Origin of the sequence: Pseudomonas sp. Leaf15 (assembly GCF_001421425.1) — a bacterium.
Classification (GTDB): domain Bacteria; phylum Pseudomonadota; class Gammaproteobacteria; order Pseudomonadales; family Pseudomonadaceae; genus Aquipseudomonas; species Aquipseudomonas salomonii.
Genome location: NZ_LMKI01000001.1, coordinates 93,200 through 110,772, shown reverse-complemented (window position 1 = coordinate 110,772; position 17,573 = coordinate 93,200). Strand labels below are relative to the sequence as shown.

The following is a 17,573-nucleotide window of genomic DNA, read 5'->3' as shown; positions in this document are numbered from 1 at the left end:
CCTGCCCCGACGCCACCGTTGCGTGCCTTGCCAGCGCTTGAAGCGCTCTGTTTCTGACCTCCAGCTTCTCGTCTTTCACGAGAGGGCTGGCCAGTATTCTTTCCGGAGAGCGGATGATCCGACCCTCGGCGTTGCTTATGTTGTGCCTCACGTTACTGCTGCCCACGGCGGCGGTCGCGCGTCTCGACGGGCCGCTGGAGGTGACCAAGCCCGGCAAGGTCCGTGATTTGGCGCAGATCCGCTCCAGCCGCACCCTGCGTGTGCTGGTCAACCAGAGCCGTAACAGTTCCGGTGAGGTCCAGGGCCAGGCCATCGGGGTCGAATACCATCGCCTGCGAGCCTTCGAGCAATACCTGAACGGCCACGCCCGGGATGGAGAAGCCATCAACCTCAAGATCATTCCCAAGGCCAAGGACCAATTGCTCGGCGCGTTGGCCCGTGGCGAAGGCGACCTGGTGGCGCCGGGTGAATTGCTCGATGTGAAGGCCACGCACAAGATCAGCACCAGCGACCCGATTGCCAGTGGTGTGCCGCTATGGCTGGTGGGCGTGAAGGGTGAGCGGCGGTTTACCAAGCTGGAGCAATTGTCCGGGCGCACCCTGGCGTTGACCACCGGCAGTGCGGCGGCGGATGCGATCAGTCAGGTCAACCAGCAACTGGCGCTGCACAAGCGCCCGCCCGTGAAGGTGGAGTGGGTGGACCCGACGCTGGCCGTCGAGGACGTATTGGAGATGGTCCAGGCCGGGATCTTCCACCTCACCATCGTTGAAAAACCGATTGCCGAGCGCTGGTCGAAAATCCTGCCCAAGTTACGTTTTGATCGGCAGGTGGTCATCAGCGCACCGGGTGATGAATACTGGTTTGTGCGCCAGGATGCCTCGATGCTGCGGGCCAGTATCGATCGCTTTCTCAAGACTTATCGCACGCCGTCCGACCAGGACGTGGCGTTCCAGCGTATTTATCGACGTCTCTACCAGGTGCGCAATCCGCTGGCCCGCGCCGACCGGCAGCGCCTGGAGAAACTGCGTCCGGTGCTGCAAAAGCACGCCCGTGAGCAGGGCATGGACTGGCTGAACCTGGCCGCGCTGGCATTCAAGGAATCCGCCCTGGACCCTGGCGCGCGCAACAGCGGCGGGCCTACCGGCCTGATGCAAATCACGCCATCGGCGGCCCAGCGGGTGGGGGTGAACAATATCGAGAGCCTGGACAGCAATGTGCAGGCCGGTGCGCGCTACCTGGCGATGATCCGCCGCAAGTTCTTCGCCAGCCCCAAACTCAACGAGCGCGAGCGCATGGCCTTTGTGCTGGCGGCTTATAACATGGGGCCGGAGCGGGTCCAGGGTATGCGTGCAGAGGCTCGCCGGAGGGGCTTGAACCCCAATCAGTGGTTCTTCCAGGTCGAGCGTATTGCCATGGAGCAGGTGGGAATGGGCGGCGTCAGCTATGTTAATAGCGTGAACAAGTATTACTTGGCGTTTGATCGGGAGCGTGACTCCCTGGAGCCCTCGGCGCCAAAAATTGCCTCACGAAAATAATCGGTTTTATCGATAAGTATTAGGCGATTTTTGCGCTTTTATCATTGTCTGATCCGATTAATATAGCGGCCAACCAACCCCTACTTTGAAAAGGATTCTCACCATGAGCCCACTGATCACTCGCATTCTGTCCACTCGCGCCGGTTACGGCCTGACCATCCTGCGAATTTTTGTCGGCATCGTTTTCGCCGCCCACGGTTCGCAAAAGCTGTTTGGCTGGTTTGGCGGCGGCGGTTTGGCCGGTACTGCGCAGTACATGGAAAGCCTCGGCCTGACCCCAGGCACGCTGATGGCGGTGTTGTCCGGCGGTACGGAGTTCTTCGCCGGGCTGGCCTTGATCATCGGCTTGCTGGCGCGCCCGGCGGCGTTGGGCCTGGCCTTCCTGTCGCTGGTGGCGATCTTCTCGGTGCATATCCATAACGGCCTGTTCATGGCCAACAACGGTTATGAGTTCGCCTTGGCCTTGCTCGGCGGTGCGCTGGCGGTGTTGTTCGAAGGCGCCGGCAAACTGTCCGTCGACCGTGCCATCGCCCACTGATCAGTCGCGCAACCCCCTGAAAAAGCCCGCCATGAGCGGGCTTTTTCATTGCTCGGGATTCTTGACAGCGCCCTACAGGCTTCTCTAGGATGCTGCTCATGCGCCGATTTAAACAGCTAATTGCGGGGCGCCACTGGGACTCAATGCAGCCCGACAGAAGCATGCACTCATCACGAGTCAGGTTTCGAAATACCGCTAAAGCGCTGGTTCGGTGTTGCCTCTCACCTGCCCGCAGACTTTTGAGGCAGAGACACGACACGATGAATGCACTACGCCCCCTCATACGCCTGGCCCCGATCACTGCGGACCTGACTCAACGCAACCCCAAGATCCTGCTGGGTGGCAAGCATCAGCCGACCTTGTTGCGGTACCTCGACGGCTGGCCGCGCCGCACAGGGCGCCCTTCAGCGTTTCTGATCCAGTTTGTGGAAGATGGCGATTCCCTGGCACGATTTGCCAGCAACAGCTTTGATCTTGCCGTTATCCAGGCGCCCAGTGCGGGCGATGCCGAGGAGGTGATCCGCCAACTGACGCGCATCGCCCGGCAAGGGTTGATTGCACGTCGTTGACGGCTGATCAGTGAACGACAATCGCCGATCGGCGTCGCCGGTGGTAGAGGTACACGGCCCAGGCGATCAGGCATAACGGCAGCGGTACTGCGCCAATCATCAGCAACGTGAGGTTGCGTTCCGCTCGATGCACCGATGCATACGCCTCGACCTTGAGTGCCTGCAACTCCATGGGCAGCCGCAGGCGTTCCTTGTTGAGCGCCTGCAACTGGATATTGGTGTCCACCGCGCGGGTGCCGAAGCCCATACTCGGTGGGTTCAAGCGTTGCCATTCCTGCTCGGTATGCTCAAGCCGACTTTGCAGCTCCCCGGCCTTTTGCGCATAAGCCTGCGCGGCTACTTCGCGCAGGCGCTCCAGAGTGCTGGGGGAATGGCTGAGCCTCACACGCGGTTCAATGTTTGCGAGCGCATGGGGGGCCGCGAGATTATCCAATGTGTTCAGGACAAACATCACGTTGTGGTTGGGCGCGGAGTTGATCACAGCGTCCATCAGCAAGTCCGTGTCGGCCACCACTACCACCTCGATTTGCGCAGCCTTTTGCAGACCGGCAGGCTGTCCGTCAATACCCTCTGGAAAGGCGGAGTAGGCAGGGCCTTCCAGGCGCGCAGCGATCACCTGGCGTTGCCCGGCCGTCGGCATCTCTTCGGCGAGCAAGGCGGTTGCAGGCGTGGCGGCGAAGCGGCCAGCGTCCAGCAGGGCCGAGCGGCTGGAGCTTTGCAGCAGGGGCACGAGGGTGGTGCGGCTTTTCCTGACGCGCGAAAGTGCGCCGCTGCTTGATACCACCACGGTATCCACTTTCCAGGCACTCACGTCATTCGCTGCCATCGCTTGCCGTGGCAGGTTCAGCTTGGCCGGATGCACTACCGTGGGTGCGCCTGAGCCGAAGGTGTGATCGATCAGCAGTTTGTCCGCCGGCATCTGTATGCCCCATGCCGCCAGTAGCCCGTCGAGCTTTGTGCTTGCCGGCTTGGCGTTTGCTTCTGCCTCGCTCACCGGGTCAACGAAGATCATCAGTTTGCCGCCCCTCAATACAAACTGTTCAATTGCATACAGGGTCTGTTCGGGCAGCGCGCGCGGGTGCACCACCATCAGCGTTTTGATCGATTCGGGTACCGTCGGGGTGGTTGATGCCAGGCCCACCAGGTCGAAATGCTGATGCATTTGCGCCAACATCTGTTCGCCAGCCACGTTCAATGCCAGCCCGCTCAGTACGCCGACGGTGGGTGGCTCGGGGTGCATCAGTTGGGAAATCAGATGGCTGATTTCGTACTCAAGCAAAGGCTCGTCATCCAGGCGCAGCACGTCGATACGTTGTGCGGCCTGGCCGGCGCGGGTGCCGATGAGGCCAAGGAAGCCTTGCTTGTCGTCCAGACCGAACAGGCCGGCTTTGTAGGCATCTTCTGAATAAGGTGTCGGATCAATAACATGTAGGTTAATCATCCCTTGTGAGGCTTTTTCGAATTCCTTTAGTAAATCTGCAACTCGTTCGCCGTAGCGGTTAATTGCCTGGCTTCTTCTCGGGTCATTGCTGGAGTTGAAGTAATACAAATCCAGTGGGTGTTCCAGTGCGGCGAGCAGTTGCCGCGCCGGTGGCGATAAAGTGTGGATTTTCTGTTGTGAAAAGTCCCAGCGGAGATTCGGAAGTTTACCGACCCAGGCCAGGTTGAACGCGAGAAAAAGCAACAGTATGACCAGCAGTGTCATACCTGTACTCAGAGTGGAACGCATCGCTGGCTTTCCTTCTCAACTGGTTTTGTAATTGAGCGTGACAGTCGTTGCCGAGAGAAAGGCAAGGATCATGCTAAGGAAGTACAAACTGTCGTGCAGTGTCAGTTTGCCGTTGTCGACAGCGCCGAATCGCGAAATCGGGTTGATCGAGATCAGGCTGTCTATGACCCAGATTGGCGCCTGATGCTCAAGGGCATCCAGCACCCATGAAAGTCCGCTGGCTGCCAGTAACAACACCACCGTCACCAGGAAAACAACCAGGCGTTGTTGGGTAAGGGCAGATGTAAAACATCCGACAGAAAGATAGGCGCCCGCCAACAACCAACTGGCAAGAAACTGTGAGGTAATAACACCGTTGTCGGCTGTGCCCAGGTAGTTGGCGAGGATCACTGTCGGAAAAGTGCACAACAATGCGATGCCGCACACGACCCACGCGGCCAGAAATTTTCCGATGACCCGTTCTGCGCTCGTGATAGGCAGGGTTTTCATCATGTCGCGCATGCCGGTCTGCTGTTCGTCCGCCCACAGTTGTGTCGACAACATGGGAATCAGCAGCAGATAGAGCCAGGGGTGCAATTGGAAAAACACCTGCAGATCGCCGCTGTCGTGTTCCAGCCAATCGCTTGTGTACAACCCCAGTGTTGCGCACAGCACCAGAAACGCCGCAACACTCAGGTAAGTGCTGGGGGTACCGGCGTAACTGGCCAGTTGACGCTTGAAAATAACAGGCAGCAGTTTCACAGGGTGGCCTCGTGGCTCAGGTGGTGAACAACTTCGTTCAGGCGCCCTGGCTCCAGATTCAATGAGGTTATATTCCAGCCACGGCTGGCGATAAGTGCATTTATATGCGGGTAGATGGTGTGACCGGGCATGGCCAGAACGGTCACGGTGCCGGGTGCATGCCGGTCTTCTTCTATGCCTGCCACGCCGGGTAATACGGCGAGGGCGAGTAAATCCAGCGGTGTCTCTGCAGCCAGCGTGACGGCTCGGTAGTGCCTGGAGTTGCGCTGCAAGTCGGGCAGCGGCGTGTCTGCCACCAGGTGCCCGGCAGCAATGACCAAGGCGCGCGTGCAGAGGCTGGACAGGTTGTCACAATGCCGGGAGGCGATCATGACCGCCATGTCTTCGGTCAGCGACTGGACAAGGGTCTTGAACTTGAGCAATTCATCCGGCGCCAACCCCTCAGCCGGTTCATCCAGCAGCAGCAGGCCGGGGGTGTGCAGGATCGCCTGGGCGATGGCGACTCTGCGCTTCAAGCCGATGGAAAGCGTGTCGATCGGTGTATCGAGTACGCGTGACAATTCCAGGCGCATGGCGGCTCGATCGACCCGGCTGCGTTTTTCTGCACCGCTGAAGCCGCGTACGGCGGCAATGAAGTTGAGCAGGCCTTTGACCGACATCGTGGGATGGCTAACGCCGCCCTGGAGCTGATAGCCCAAGGCTCTTCGCGCTTGCTGAGGATGTGCCTGGGTATCAAAGCCTTCGACAATGACATGCCCGGCAGAGGGGCTGGCCAAACCGGAGATCACATTCAACAGGGTGGTTTTGCCCGCGCCACTCTCCCCGAATACGCCTATACATTCCTGGCGTTGAGCACTGAACGAGAGATTAGTGATGACGTTTCTTTTACCCAAACGCTTTGTCAGGCTGCTTATCTCGAGCATCTTTTTACCGAATAAGTTTTGCGAGGCGTAGGAACTTGTACCGTCATGCACGGTAAGCGCCGAGAAAGATACGTTTAATCATTGGACTTGGGAACAAGGGGACATGTTTATCAGATAAGTCCTACGCCGAATTAGATAACTTGCTGAAACAATTGCGTTGTTCCGAGGTTAGTTAATGGCCGGGTATTTATCTGGCGCTTATATAAGGTTTACTCTTTCGCAATAAGGCCTGAATATCATGATGCTTCTTCGCACGCTTGTTCTTGAACGCAGCGGTCAGGACACGCCGGTCAACGGTGCACTGCTTTGTGGGTTTGCCGTTGCTCAGACCGATTCCAACTTTCTGGTCTACAGCCTGGATGAAGAAACTGAGCCTGGTAACTCCAGGGTCTACATCGCGGCGCTACGCAAGAAACTCGACCGATACTTCCTCGGCGGGGTCGAGTCCAAGGAAGACCTGCAAGTTGCCATGCAAGTGTTCAAGCAAATCCTCATGGCGGCCGCCGCTTCGGGCACCAAGAACGGCACCGTTATCGAATCCGCAGTCCCTTTTCATTTTATTGATTTGAAAGGCTGCAAGTTGCCGCCCGCCAGGCCTGAGGACCATCATTCGATGATCATCAAGAAGGCGTTGGTCATGAAGGTCATCACTCTGGGCATGTCTGCGCCGGTACTGCCGGCCATCGAAAGTGCTTCGTTGATCGTGCCCTCGATTCGTTTTTCGTCGCAGATGATCTCGCCGCCCAGGGCGACGCATTCCGCCAGGCCTGCCGAGCCGCCGGCGTCGGAGCCGGCCCAGGCTCAACCCTTGGAGGCCCCTGTCGCGATAGCTCATGTGCCAGCTCCTGAGCCAGCGCCAGAACCTGAGCCAGAACCAAAACCTGAGCCAGAACCGGCGCCCGTTGAACGCACTGCGCCACCTGCTCAGGTTGAACCGGCAGCGCCTGCAACGCGCCCGCCTGCGGCCAAGATGGAGCATGCCTCGATGGTTGAGGTAGACAGCACGTTGACCAGCCTGGCCAAAGTGGCCCAAGAGCTGTCGCAACAGCAACTCGCGGTGAACGAGCGCGAAGAAATGCTGATGCAGTGGCAGGCACGACTCGAGCAGGAACAGGGTGAACTGGACGAAAAGAGCCAGGCGTTGCAGCAACAGGCTACGCAGTTGCAGGCGCGAACCGTTGAGGTTGGCCAGAAGGCTGAGAAGTTGACGCTGGCGCTGTCGCAGGTGGCGGGAATACGCCAGCGCCTGCAGAGTGTGCTTCTGGAACTGGATCAAACCCTGGATGGCCAGGCTTGAAGCTGATGTGTTCTGCGGTCTGGCTACTTTTCAGGGTTCATTTATCATCAACCCCAGCCGGCCGGCGCCAGGGCATGATGCCTTGGCGTATCGGCACCATTGGACATTGTCTGGGGATGCACGCGTTTGAGTACCAAGCTGATTACCAAAGAAGGTCATGAGGCGCTGAAAAAAGAGCTGGATTACCTGTGGCGTGAAAAACGCCCGGATACTACGCGCAAGGTGACCTGGGCGGCGTCTCTCGGAGATCGCAGCGAGAACGCGGATTACCAGTACAACAAGAAACTGCTGCGCGAGATTGATCGGCGGGTGCGTTACCTGCGCAAGCGCCTGGAAGACATGCGCGTGGTGGAGTACATGCCCGAGCAGGAGGGCAAGGTGTTCTTCGGCGCCTGGGTCGATATCGAAAATGAGCAGGGCGAGACCAAGCGTTTTCGGATCGTCGGCTATGACGAAATTTATGAGCGCATGGATTACATCTCCATCGACTCGCCGATGGCCCGGGCGCTGCTGCGCAAGGAAGTCGACGATGAGGCCATGGTGCAGACGCCGACCGGCGAAGTGTGCTGGTGGATTACCGGTATCGAGTATGTGAAATAAACGCTGGCCGGCACGCCGTCGGGCGTGCCGGCCACCGCTGGTTTCAACCTTCGCGCAATACCGTCAACGGGCTGGCATTCAGCGCGCGCCGTGTGCCGAAGACGCCGGCGCCACCGATGAGCACGGCGCCGATCACTGGCAGCAGCAGCAGCCACGCATGCGGATGCCAGGCCAGGTCAAAGGCGTAGCGGTACAGCACCCAGGTCACCAACTCGGTGCCCAGGGCCGCCAGCAGGCCACTGACCGCGCCGAGCAAGCCGAACTCGATGCGCCGCGCCTTGACCAGCAACTTGCGCTCGGCCCCTAGGGCACGCAATAGCGCGCCTTGGCGAATCCGCTCATCCAGGGTGGCCTGCAGGCCCGAAAACAACACGGCCATGCCCGCCGCCAGCACAAACAGCAACACGTACTCCACCGCGAGAGTCACCTGGGCGAGGATGCTGCGCAACTGCTCCAGCAAGGCTTCGACCTGCAGGATGGTGACGGCCGGGAAGGCCCGGGACAGGTCGACGATCTGCTGGTCATGCCCCGGTGCCAGGTAGAAGCTGGTCAGGTAAGTGGCGGGCAGGTCCTTCAAGGTGCCCGGCTGGAAGATCATGAAGAAGTTGGGCTGGAAGTTGTCCCAGTTAATGGTCCGCAGGCTCGTCACCCGTGCTTCGCGGTTCTCGCCACCGACGGTGAACACCAGATGATCATCGAGCTTCAGCTTCAGGCTTTCAGCGACCTTGGCTTCTACCGACACCCCTGGCATGCCATCGCCCGGTTGCTGTGACCACCAAGCGCCTGCGGTGAGGAGGTTGCCCGGTGGCAGGTCGGCCGCCCAGGTCAGGCTCAGGTCGCGCTGCACGGCGCGGTCACCACTGGAATCCTTGCTGACAATCTCCTGCACCGGCTCGCCGTTGATGCTGATCAAGCGGCCCGGCACCACCGGGTACAGCGGCGCCGCTTGCGCTTGCAACTCCAGCAGGCGGGCGCCAAAGGCGTCTTTGTCGGCCGGCAGGATGTTCAGGGCGAAATAGTTGGGGGCGTCCTTGGGCAGCTGGTTTTGCCAGGTGTCGAGCAATTCGCCGCGCAGCAGGGCGATCAAACCCATGGACAACAGGATCAAGCCAAACGCCAGGGACTGCCCGGCCGCTGCCAATGGATGGCGCAGCAACTGGCCCAGGCCCAGGCGCCAGGGCAGGGACGCACGGGCCAGCAAGCGACGCAGGCTTTGCAATAACAACAACAGCAAACCACCCAGAATCAGCGCCGCCATCACGCCACCGCCGAGCAATGCGAAGGTCAGTACCAGGTCGAGGCTCAGGCGCCACATGATCAGGCCGAGGGCGAACAGCGCGGCGCCATAGACCATCCAGGTGCTGGAGGGGATCGGCAGCATGTCGCGTCGTAATACCCGCAGCGGCGGCACCCGGCCCAACGCTGCCAGCGGCGGCAATGCGAAGCCGGCGAGGGCGACCAGCCCGGTGCCGATGCCCGCCACTGCCGGCAGCAGCCCGCCGGGCGGCACGTCGGCCGGCAGCAAGTCATGCAGGAAATAGAACAGGCCAAATTGCGCCAGCCAGCCGAGCACGGCGCCGGTGAGGCTGGCCAGCAGGCCCAGTACGCTTAATTGCAGGCTGAACAGCAGCATCGTTTCGCGGCGTGACAAGCCAAGGCAGCGCAGCAGCGCACTGGCGTCGAAACGGCGGCTGGCGAAGCGGTTGGCCGACAGCGCCACGGCCACGCCGGCCAGCAGCACTGCCACCAGGCTGGCCATGTTCAGGTAACGCTCGGCCTTGCCCAGGGCGCCACCGATCTGCTGGTTGCCGTCACGCGAATCCTGCAAGCGCTGGTTGGCGGCAAGGCCCGGCTTGACCAGGTCGCGATAGGTTTGCAGCGCCGTGCTGCCCTGGGGCGCACGCCACAGTTCGCGGTAGCTCACGCGGCTGCCGGGTTGCACCACGCCGGTGGCATCCAGGTCGGCGAGGTTGATCATCACGCGCGGCGTGAGGCTGTAGAAGTTACCGGCGCGGTCGGGCTCGTAGGTCAGGATATGGGTCAGGCGCAGGGTTTTCATGCCCACGTCGATGCTGTCGCCGACTTTGAGGTCCAGCGCGGTCAGCAGCCGGGCCTCTACCCAGGCTTCGCCGGGTTTGGGGCCGCCTCCTGCGGTTTCTGCGCCGAAGGGCTCAGTGGCGCTCTTGAGTTCGCCGCGCAACGGGTACTGCTCGTTGACCGCCTTGATGCTGGAGAGCTGGATGCCATTATCGGTCGCGATAACGCTGGAGAACTCAACAATGCGCGCGTGATCCAGGCCCAGCTCTGTGCCTGACCTGATTTGCTCGGGGCGGGCCGGCGAGCTGCCTTCGAGCACCAGGTCGGCACCGAGGAATTCGGTGGCCCGCAACAGCATGGCGCCGTTCAGGCGTGCACCGAAGTAGCCGATGGCGGTGCTGGCCGTGACCGCCACCAGCAGGGCGAAAAACAACACGCGCAATTCGCCGGCGCGGGCGTCGCGCAACAATTGACGCAGGGCAAGGCTGAACAGGCGCAACAGCGGCAAACGTGCCATCAAGGCTCCAGGGGCGCGACCATCAGGCCGGCTTCAAGGCGGATCAGGCGTCGGCAACGGTGGGCCAGGCGCTCGTCGTGGGTGACCAGCACCAGGGTCGTGCCGCTTTCTTTGTTGAGTTCGAACAGCAGGTCGCTGATGCGCTCGCCGGTGTGGCTGTCGAGGTTGCCGGTGGGTTCATCGGCAAACAGCACATCCGGTTCGGCAGCGAAGGCCCGGGCGATGGCGACACGCTGTTGCTCCCCACCGGAAAGCTGGCGCGGCGAGTGGGTCAGGCGTTGGCCCAGGCCCACCCGGTCCAGCAGGTGGGTGGCGCGTTCGCGGGCGTCTTTGCGGCCGTCCAGTTCCAGCGGCAACATGACGTTTTCCAGCGCGTTGAGGCTGTCGAGCAGTTGGAATGACTGGAAGACAAACCCCACGTGCTCGGCGCGTATGCGTGCGCGCTGGTCTTCGTCGAGGGTGCTCAAGGCTTGCCCGGCCAGGGTGACTTCACCGCTGCTGGGCAGATCGAGGCCGGCCAGCAGGCCGAGGAGGGTGGATTTGCCGGAACCGGAGCTGCCGACGATAGCCAGGCTATCGCCCTTGTTCAGTTCCAGGCTCAGTTCGTGCAGGATAGTCAGTTCACCTTCCGCGCTGGGAACCACTTTGCTAAGGTTCCGCGCGGTGAGAATGCTTGCGCCCATGGAGAATCCGATGCGAATGTGGTTTTTGAGTGCTGGCCTGGCCTTGATGTGCATGGCCCAGAACGCAGCGGCGGGTACAGTCCTGATCGTTGGCGATAGTATCAGTGCCGGTTTCGGGCTGGATACCAGCAAAGGGTGGGTAGCGTTGCTGGGACAACGGCTCAAGAGCGAAGGTTTCGACGATAAAGTGGTCAATGCCTCCATCAGTGGCGACACCAGTGCCGGAGGCCTGGCGCGGCTGCCGGCGGCGCTTGCAGAGCATAAACCGGATGTGGTGATTCTCGAGTTGGGCGGCAATGATGGCCTGCGTGGCCAGCCGCCAGCGCAATTGAAACAAAATCTTGCGTCGATGATTGAGCAGTCCAGGGCCAAGGGCGCCAAGGTGCTGTTGCTGGGTATGCAGTTGCCACCTAATTACGGCCCCAAATACACCACGGCATTTGCCGAGGTTTACGGTGCCTTGGCCAAGGAAAAAAACATCCCGCTGGTGCCGTTTTTCCTTGAAGGCGTGGGCGGTCATCCCGAGTTGATGCAGGCCGATCAGCTTCACCCGGCAGTCGGTGCACAGGGCAAGTTGCTGGAAAATGTCTGGCCGACGCTAAAACCGCTGCTATGACGCTTTTCTACCGGCAGGCTTTCGGCTAAGGTGGCGCCCCCCCGATCTGGAGCCCCCGATGTCGCGCCCTGCCTGGTCCCTGTTCAACTACCAACTGATCGAGCCTGACGAGCAGCTGGATCTGTTCGCCTGCCAGGAAGTCCGGGTGCATCTGGTCGCACGTCAGCTGGAGTTGGGTGGCTCGATCGACCGCACGCTCTGCGGCACGTTATTGCCGGCGCAACCACGCTGGTCATCGGTGGATCGTGCTATTTTTCAGGACCAGCGCCTGTGCCCGCTGTGCCGGGCGATTCTCGAATCGCAAAAGCGTGGCACGCCGCTGATCTGGCCGGAGCTGCGCTTCGAGTAGCCGCGGGCAGGGTGATGCCTGGATCGCGCTTCACGTATACAATCAGTGTTTTCCTACCCGTCGTTCTGCGAAGGATTTTCCGGATGTTGTCGCGCCTTTCCGTCGTTACCTGCTGCCTGTCTCTTGCTGCCCTGTGTGCAGCCGGTTCGGCGTCAGCCTTGCAGTTGCCCTTGCCGCCGCCGGGTGAAGACATCGTCGGTCAGGTCCAGGTGATCAAGGCCAAGTACGAAGACACCTTCGCCGACCTCGGCACCACCTATGACCTGGGCTATTCGGAAATGGTCGCGGCCAACCCCGGTGTGGATGCCTGGTTGCCAGGCGCGGGCACCGAGATCGTGCTGCCTACGCGGTTTATCCTGCCACCCGGCCCGCGCGAAGGCATCGTGATCAACCTGGCGGAATACCGGCTCTATTACTATCCCAAGGGCCAGAACGTGGTGTACACCTTCCCGTTGGGCATTGGCCGTGAGGGCTGGGGTTCGCCGGTCGCGCACACCACCATCACCGGCAAGATCCCCAACCCGACCTGGACCCCGCCGGCCTCGATCAAGGCCGAGCACGCCGCCAATGGCGACCCGCTGCCCAATGTGGTGCCGGCCGGGCCGGATAACCCACTGGGGCCGTTCAAGTTCACCTTGGGCACGCCGGGTTACCTGATCCACGGTTCGAACATGAAATTTGGTATCGGCACGCGTACAAGCCACGGCTGCTTCCGCATGTTCAACAATAACGTGCTGGAGATGGCCGACATGGTGCCGGTCGGCACATCGGTGCGCATCATCAACGATGCCTACAAGTTCGGCAGCAGTGGCGGCAAGGTCTACCTTGAAGCGCATACGCCGTTGAACGACGATGGCACGCCTTCGGTGGTCGACAAGCACACCGCCGTCATCAATGCCCTGCTCAAGCGCGAAGACCTGGCCAACAATTTGCGCGTCAATTGGGATCAGGTGCGTGACGTAGTGGCCGCCGAAGACGGCCTGCCTACCGAGATTGGGGTACCGGGTGCCAGCACACCGGTGGTGTCCAGTACGCCGGTCGATCTGCAGCAATAAGCCTGTTGGATCACAAGCCCGCCAAGGCCTTGCGCTGCGGCGGGCTTTTTATTGCGCCGGATTCAGGGCTGAATGCCGGGCAATAAAAAAGCCGATCCAAGAATGGATCGGCTTGATAACAACCCCGAAGGATTATTACTTGCGGCTTGCTTTTTCAAGCATGCGCAGAGCGCGCTCGTTAGCTTCGTCAGCAGTCTGTTGTGCTTTTTGAGCAGCAGCCAGCGCTTCATCAGCTTTACGGTAGGCTTCGTCTGCACGAGCCTGGGAGCGAGCTGCTGCGTCTTCAGTTGCAGTCAGACGAGCTTCGGTTTCTTTGGAGACGCTGCTGCAACCGGTAGCCAGAACTGCGGCCAGAGCCAGAGCAGAGAATTTCAGAACGTTGTTCATCGTGTTCCCCTTCAAGGACTTTCTATTAAATGGCTACTTTCTCAGGGTGAGCTGATAGCCGGCGTACATACTACTCATTACTTGTAGTAAGTAAACTGACGTAGCGCAAGAAGCAAAAAAAATTCTTGTGCCGTATCTATTTTGGCTAATCTTTTGGAGGTTTGTATAAAAACTGCTCAGAAATTTTCATTTCGGCGGGAACTGGATCCAGGCTGAGAGGTCCGTCCAGCCTGTGTCCGGCTGGGTAAGCAGGTGTAGATTTATATATCTACGATGACACTTTTTTTCAGTGGGTCTTTGCCTGGTCCGGCATCTTTTGCGCATGTAGGCGCATCTAGAGGTGACTTTAAGAGCGGCAGTTCGTCTCAAGCTTCAACTGCCGGCAATGTTCAGGCTATCGATCATCGATTGATCGAAGCCCTTTCTGTAACCGCCAGCGGCAAGGGATGACGAGTGCGCCTTGAGCTATTGCAGCATTGGTGCCTACTATTCTCTACGTGCTGGTTGTGAGCGCTATAGGTTTTCTCGTTGTCGAAACCGGCACGGGGTGGCGTAGATGTTCCTTCGCCGGAAAAACATCGGTAAGGTAGGGGTCGAAATCCAAGACCCGCGAGGAGTAGTGATGAGCGAGGCGTTGTCCATCCACCATGACCAGGCTGGTCATCAGTTCGAGACCAATGTGGACGGTCATCGTGCCTATCTGACCTATATGGACCTGGGCAAACAGACCCTGGACATCTATCGCACCTTCGTGCCCAACGCTTTGCGCGGGCGCGGCATTGCTGCTGCGTTGACCGAGGAAGCGTTGAAGTTCGCCGAAGAGGCCGGGTACACCGTGATTCCTTCGTGCTCTTACGTAGAGCGCTACATGGAGCGCCACCAGCGCCATGCCGCGAAGCTCTGAATATTGAGTGAGGCGGGACGCGGAGCGTCCCAGGCTGCATTCCCACGCAGAGCGTGGGAACGATCAACGCCGGGCTAAGCCCGGCGTTTTTGTGTGCGCAGTGTAAGGTCAGGTGCGTTTGCGCTTGGGCAACACGTCCTTGAGCTTGGCATGCATGCTGCGCAGGGTGGTCTCGGTGGCGGACCAGTCGATGCAGGCATCGGTGATCGACACGCCGTACTGCAAATCGGCCAGGTCTTTGGGAATCGACTGGCAGCCCCAGTTCAAGTGGCTTTCGACCATCAAACCGATAATCGACTGGTTGCCTTCGAGAATCTGGTTGGCGACGTTTTCCATCACCAGGGGTTGCAGGGCCGGGTCCTTGTTGGAGTTGGCGTGGCTGCAGTCGACCATGATGTTCGGCTTGATGCTGGCCTTGTTCAGCGCCTGTTCGCACAGCGCCACGCTGACCGAATCATAGTTGGGCTTGCCGTTGCCGCCGCGCAATACCACGTGGCCATAAGCGTTGCCCTTGGTGGTGACGATGGACACGCCACCTTCCTGGTTGATACCCAGGAAGCGGTGCGGGCTGGACACCGATTGCAGGGCGTTGATCGCAACCGTCAGGCCGCCATCGGTGCCGTTCTTGAAGCCCACGGCCGACGACAGGCCGGACGCCATTTCGCGGTGGGTCTGGGACTCGGTGGTGCGGGCGCCGATGGCCGACCAGCTGATCAGGTCCTGCAGGTACTGCGGGGAGATCGGGTCCAGCGCTTCGGTCGCGGTCGGCAGGCCCATTTCGGCCAGGTCCAGCAGCAATTGACGACCGATATGCAAGCCGTCCTGAATCTTGAACGAGTCGTCCAGGTACGGGTCGTTGATCAAACCTTTCCAGCCGACGGTGGTGCGTGGTTTCTCGAAATAGACGCGCATCACCAGGTACAAGGTGTCGGACACTTCAGCCGCCAGCACTTTAAGGCGCTCGGCGTATTCGTGGGCGGCCTTGAGGTCATGGATCGAGCAGGGGCCGATCACTACAAAAAGGCGGTGGTCGGTGCCGTCGAGAATCTCGCGGATGACTTCGCGGCCCTTGGTCACGGTCTGCAGGGCAGCATCGCTCAAAGGGATTTCGCGCTTGAGCTGATCAGGGGTGATCAGGGTCTCGTTGGATTCGACGTTAAGGTCATTGATCGGTAAATCAGCCATCGTGTTACTCGCCAGGGTCACGGGTGCCGGCCGCCTGCTATCCCCGTGCGGCGGGCACAGCATGATTTGAATGCAGGGGGGAGGAACCTTAGCGCGTAACACGGGGCCGCGACAATGGGCAAAGCCGGCTTTAATCCAGCGCCGGCGCCACAAAGGTGTCGTGGGCGAACTCACTGGCATGGCGCGAAACCCACTCACGGGCCATGGTCTCGAGCTGGGCAGGGGTTGGCTCGGCGTCTTCGTGCAAGCGGCAGTAGCGTTCGATCTGGCACACTTGCTCGCCCATGCGCGCCCCGAACAAGGCATGTTCATCGGTAAAGGAAATGCCGATACGGTAGCCATTTTCGACTTTGCGACACCAGGCTACATAGCCCGGATAACGGGCGCTGGCGCCCAGGGACGGGATACGCAGATCAACCGCCGTGCCCTGGCGCCAGGCACGCGGGCAATTGCAGGCGACGCCGCCCAGGCCGATAGTGTGCAGGCGTTGGCGGGGAAGAGCGGGGGCGGGACGTTGGATTAACTCGACAGCGACATCATCAGGGTGAGGTAAAAAACGACCCATGTACACGGACTCCGAGCACCGTCCAATTGACGGCAGTGGCAGCAGTATAGTGAAGGAACTGGAATTGACCGACCTGGATATTGACCAGCAATTGCTGGGATTGCCAGGTATTTCGCTGCTGGTGTTTACCAGCGCAGGCTGTTCCAGTTGCCGTTGGGCACGCCAGCAACTGCCCGGCTGGACCTTGCCGGTTGAGCGGGTGTGCTGGGTGGATGCAGGGCACAACGGCGGTGCGGTCGAACGCTACCAGATCTTTCATTTGCCTGCGTTGTTCCTCGTGTGCGAGGGTCAATTCCTTGGGCAATTACACGCGCGTCTTACCCAGCCCGTGCTTGCGGACGCGATTAATCAAGCACTTACCCGAACTCCAGAGGATCTGCCATGACACCCCAGTCGCCCCGCATCGGCATTATCGGCACCGGTGCCATCGGTGGTTTCTACGGCCTGATGCTGGCGCGTGCCGGGTTCGATGTGCACTTTCTGTTGCGCAGCGAATACGCGGCGGTCGCCGAGCACGGCCTGCACCTCAACAGTACCTTGCACGGCAAGCTGCACCTGCACCCGGTGCAGGCCTATGCCCAGGCGGCCGATATGCCGGCGTGCGACTGGCTGCTGGTCGGCACCAAATCCACCGGCAACGTGGAGCTGGCCCCGACCCTTGCCCAGGTCGCCGCACCGGGCGCCAAGGTGGTGCTCCTGCAAAACGGCCTCGACGTCGAAGACAGCCTGCGCGAACACCTGCCAGCGTCGCTGCACCTGTTGGGCGGCCTGTGTTACATCGGCGTGCATCGTTCCGGGCCGGGTGTCGTCGAGCATCAGGCGTTGGGCCGGGTGAATCTTGGCTATCACAGTGGCACGGCGGCCGATGATGAGGCGCAGCAGAAAGCCATTGTCGAGGAGGGCGCCGCGCTGTTTCACCAGGCCGGCATCGAGTCCCAGGCCATGGCCAATGTGCACCAGGCGCGGTGGCATAAATTGGTCTGGAATGTGCCGTTCAATGGCCTCTCGGTGTTGCTGGGCACCGGCACCAGCGCGATGATGGCCGATGAGTCCAGCCGCGAGCTGATCCAGGCCCTGATGACTGAAGTGGTGAAGGGCGCCCACGCCTGCGGCCATGAAATTCCCGGCAGTTACGTCGAGCAAATGCTCACCATGACCGACACCATGGCTGACTACCTGCCCAGCATGTACCACGACCACGTGCACAAACGCCCACTGGAACTGGCAGCGATCTACGCTCGGCCATTGGCCGCTGCCAAAGCGGCGGGCTGTGAGTTGCCACGCATGCAGGCGCTTTACCAGGCCTTGAGTTTTATTGATCGGCGCAATCGCTGAATGGGGGA

19 protein-coding genes are annotated in these 17,573 nt (G+C 60.4%); 11 read left to right on the top strand and 8 right to left on the bottom strand.

What is annotated here, in order from left to right; genetic code table 11:
- Positions 1-113: 113 nt before the first annotated feature.
- The 3 genes from ASE80_RS00585 to ASE80_RS00575 all read left to right on the top strand — a co-directional run bounded on the left by ASE80_RS00585 (position 114) and on the right by ASE80_RS00575 (position 2,642).
- Positions 114-1,535, top strand: coding sequence for a transglycosylase SLT domain-containing protein (locus ASE80_RS00585; RefSeq protein ID WP_056857203.1), 1,422 nt, complete (start codon positions 114-116; stop codon positions 1,533-1,535).
- Positions 1,536-1,638: 103 nt separating this feature from the next.
- A complete protein-coding gene (locus ASE80_RS00580; RefSeq protein WP_056857202.1) occupies positions 1,639-2,073 on the top strand; it encodes a DoxX family protein in 435 nt (144 codons plus the stop codon).
- A gap of 260 nt (positions 2,074-2,333) precedes the next feature.
- Complete coding sequence (locus ASE80_RS00575; RefSeq protein ID WP_056857201.1) at positions 2,334-2,642, top strand: hypothetical protein; 309 nt, start codon at positions 2,334-2,336, stop codon at positions 2,640-2,642.
- 7 nt (positions 2,643-2,649) lie between these two features.
- On the opposite strand, the gene ASE80_RS00570 is transcribed toward ASE80_RS00575, so the two are convergent.
- Genes ASE80_RS00570 through ASE80_RS00560 form a run of 3 tightly spaced genes read right to left on the bottom strand, consistent with a single transcriptional unit; the run spans position 2,650 to position 6,035 of the window.
- Positions 2,650-4,371, bottom strand: a complete 1,722-nt coding sequence (locus tag ASE80_RS00570) for a Gldg family protein (RefSeq protein WP_056857200.1) — start codon at positions 4,369-4,371, stop codon at positions 2,650-2,652.
- A gap of 15 nt (positions 4,372-4,386) precedes the next feature.
- Positions 4,387-5,112 carry an ABC transporter permease gene (locus ASE80_RS00565; RefSeq protein WP_056857199.1) on the bottom strand — a complete coding sequence of 242 codons (726 nt, stop codon included), beginning with the start codon at positions 5,110-5,112 and terminating at the stop codon, positions 4,387-4,389.
- Positions 5,109-6,035: an ABC transporter ATP-binding protein gene (locus tag ASE80_RS00560; RefSeq protein ID WP_056857635.1), complete on the bottom strand. Its 927-nt coding sequence runs from the start codon at positions 6,033-6,035 to the stop codon at positions 5,109-5,111. Before ASE80_RS00560 ends, ASE80_RS00565 begins: the two co-directional genes overlap by 4 nt.
- A gap of 238 nt (positions 6,036-6,273) precedes the next feature.
- Between ASE80_RS00560 and ASE80_RS00555 the strand changes: the two genes are divergently transcribed.
- Entirely contained in the window at positions 6,274-7,332 is a 1,059-nt protein-coding gene (locus tag ASE80_RS00555) for a hypothetical protein (protein WP_056857198.1), read from the top strand.
- 126 nt (positions 7,333-7,458) lie between these two features.
- Positions 7,459-7,932 (top strand): transcription elongation factor GreB, encoded by a 474-nt coding sequence (gene greB / locus ASE80_RS00550; protein ID WP_056857197.1) that lies wholly within the window; start codon positions 7,459-7,461, stop codon positions 7,930-7,932.
- 43 nt (positions 7,933-7,975) lie between these two features.
- Here the strand turns inward: greB and ASE80_RS00545 are convergent, their stop codons facing one another.
- Positions 7,976-10,486 (bottom strand): ABC transporter permease, encoded by a 2,511-nt coding sequence (locus ASE80_RS00545; RefSeq protein WP_056857196.1) that lies wholly within the window; start codon positions 10,484-10,486, stop codon positions 7,976-7,978.
- Positions 10,486-11,169 carry an ABC transporter ATP-binding protein gene (locus ASE80_RS00540; RefSeq protein ID WP_056857195.1) on the bottom strand — a complete coding sequence of 228 codons (684 nt, stop codon included), beginning with the start codon at positions 11,167-11,169 and terminating at the stop codon, positions 10,486-10,488. The genes ASE80_RS00545 and ASE80_RS00540 overlap by 1 nt, the downstream gene beginning before the upstream one ends.
- A gap of 10 nt (positions 11,170-11,179) precedes the next feature.
- Here ASE80_RS00540 and ASE80_RS00535 point away from each other — a divergent pair, with 10 nt between their 5' ends.
- The 3 genes from ASE80_RS00535 to ASE80_RS00525 all read left to right on the top strand — a co-directional run bounded on the left by ASE80_RS00535 (position 11,180) and on the right by ASE80_RS00525 (position 13,189).
- Complete coding sequence (locus ASE80_RS00535; protein ID WP_056857194.1) at positions 11,180-11,785, top strand: arylesterase; 606 nt, start codon at positions 11,180-11,182, stop codon at positions 11,783-11,785.
- 58 nt (positions 11,786-11,843) lie between these two features.
- Positions 11,844-12,134, top strand: coding sequence for a hypothetical protein (locus tag ASE80_RS00530; protein WP_017136142.1), 291 nt, complete (start codon positions 11,844-11,846; stop codon positions 12,132-12,134).
- 83 nt (positions 12,135-12,217) lie between these two features.
- A complete protein-coding gene (locus ASE80_RS00525; protein ID WP_056857193.1) occupies positions 12,218-13,189 on the top strand; it encodes a L,D-transpeptidase family protein in 972 nt (323 codons plus the stop codon).
- A 135-nt stretch (positions 13,190-13,324) separates the two neighbouring features.
- On the opposite strand, the gene oprI is transcribed toward ASE80_RS00525, so the two are convergent.
- Entirely contained in the window at positions 13,325-13,576 is a 252-nt protein-coding gene (gene oprI / locus ASE80_RS00520) for an outer membrane lipoprotei OprI (RefSeq protein ID WP_003172710.1), read from the bottom strand.
- Positions 13,577-14,198: 622 nt separating this feature from the next.
- Here oprI and ASE80_RS00515 point away from each other — a divergent pair.
- Positions 14,199-14,480 carry a GNAT family N-acetyltransferase gene (locus tag ASE80_RS00515; protein ID WP_003189869.1) on the top strand — a complete coding sequence of 94 codons (282 nt, stop codon included), beginning with the start codon at positions 14,199-14,201 and terminating at the stop codon, positions 14,478-14,480.
- Between the two features lie 108 nt (positions 14,481-14,588).
- On the opposite strand, the gene ASE80_RS00510 is transcribed toward ASE80_RS00515, so the two are convergent.
- Together ASE80_RS00510 and ASE80_RS00505 are read right to left on the bottom strand one after the other, a co-directional pair.
- On the bottom strand, positions 14,589-15,665 hold the full coding sequence (locus ASE80_RS00510) for a 3-deoxy-7-phosphoheptulonate synthase (RefSeq protein ID WP_056857192.1): 1,077 nt from the start codon (positions 15,663-15,665) through the stop codon (positions 14,589-14,591).
- A gap of 130 nt (positions 15,666-15,795) precedes the next feature.
- Positions 15,796-16,230 (bottom strand): PilZ domain-containing protein, encoded by a 435-nt coding sequence (locus ASE80_RS00505; RefSeq protein WP_056857191.1) that lies wholly within the window; start codon positions 16,228-16,230, stop codon positions 15,796-15,798.
- On the opposite strand from ASE80_RS00505, the gene ASE80_RS00500 reads away from it, so the two are divergent.
- Positions 16,229-16,615 (top strand): hypothetical protein, encoded by a 387-nt coding sequence (locus tag ASE80_RS00500; RefSeq protein WP_056857190.1) that lies wholly within the window; start codon positions 16,229-16,231, stop codon positions 16,613-16,615. The two genes, ASE80_RS00505 and ASE80_RS00500, sit on opposite strands and share 2 nt — an antisense overlap.
- On the top strand, positions 16,612-17,565 hold the full coding sequence (locus tag ASE80_RS00495; RefSeq protein WP_056857189.1) for a putative 2-dehydropantoate 2-reductase: 954 nt from the start codon (positions 16,612-16,614) through the stop codon (positions 17,563-17,565). The genes ASE80_RS00500 and ASE80_RS00495 overlap by 4 nt, the downstream gene beginning before the upstream one ends.
- Positions 17,566-17,573 lie beyond the last annotated feature (8 nt).

Bases quoted from the DNA above. Each gene is read 5' to 3' on its own strand.
- ASE80_RS00580 (WP_056857202.1), top strand. From the start codon at position 1,639: ATGAGCCCACTGATCACTCGCATTCTGTCCACTCGCGCCGGTTACGGC.
- ASE80_RS00540 (WP_056857195.1), bottom strand. From the start codon at position 11,169: ATGGGCGCAAGCATTCTCACCGCGCGGAACCTTAGCAAAGTGGTTCCC.
- ASE80_RS00560 (WP_056857635.1), bottom strand. From the start codon at position 6,035: ATGCTCGAGATAAGCAGCCTGACAAAGCGTTTGGGTAAAAGAAACGTC.
- ASE80_RS00515 (WP_003189869.1), top strand. From the start codon at position 14,199: ATGAGCGAGGCGTTGTCCATCCACCATGACCAGGCTGGTCATCAGTTC.
- ASE80_RS00585 (WP_056857203.1), top strand. From the start codon at position 114: ATGATCCGACCCTCGGCGTTGCTTATGTTGTGCCTCACGTTACTGCTG.
- oprI (WP_003172710.1), bottom strand. From the start codon at position 13,576: ATGAACAACGTTCTGAAATTCTCTGCTCTGGCTCTGGCCGCAGTTCTG.
- ASE80_RS00555 (WP_056857198.1), top strand. From the start codon at position 6,274: ATGATGCTTCTTCGCACGCTTGTTCTTGAACGCAGCGGTCAGGACACG.
- ASE80_RS00530 (WP_017136142.1), top strand. From the start codon at position 11,844: ATGTCGCGCCCTGCCTGGTCCCTGTTCAACTACCAACTGATCGAGCCT.
- ASE80_RS00500 (WP_056857190.1), top strand. From the start codon at position 16,229: ATGTACACGGACTCCGAGCACCGTCCAATTGACGGCAGTGGCAGCAGT.
- ASE80_RS00505 (WP_056857191.1), bottom strand. From the start codon at position 16,230: ATGGGTCGTTTTTTACCTCACCCTGATGATGTCGCTGTCGAGTTAATC.
- ASE80_RS00535 (WP_056857194.1), top strand. From the start codon at position 11,180: ATGCGAATGTGGTTTTTGAGTGCTGGCCTGGCCTTGATGTGCATGGCC.
- ASE80_RS00570 (WP_056857200.1), bottom strand. From the start codon at position 4,371: ATGCGTTCCACTCTGAGTACAGGTATGACACTGCTGGTCATACTGTTG.
- ASE80_RS00575 (WP_056857201.1), top strand. From the start codon at position 2,334: ATGAATGCACTACGCCCCCTCATACGCCTGGCCCCGATCACTGCGGAC.
- ASE80_RS00510 (WP_056857192.1), bottom strand. From the start codon at position 15,665: ATGGCTGATTTACCGATCAATGACCTTAACGTCGAATCCAACGAGACC.
- ASE80_RS00545 (WP_056857196.1), bottom strand. From the start codon at position 10,486: ATGGCACGTTTGCCGCTGTTGCGCCTGTTCAGCCTTGCCCTGCGTCAA.
- ASE80_RS00525 (WP_056857193.1), top strand. From the start codon at position 12,218: ATGTTGTCGCGCCTTTCCGTCGTTACCTGCTGCCTGTCTCTTGCTGCC.
- ASE80_RS00495 (WP_056857189.1), top strand. From the start codon at position 16,612: ATGACACCCCAGTCGCCCCGCATCGGCATTATCGGCACCGGTGCCATC.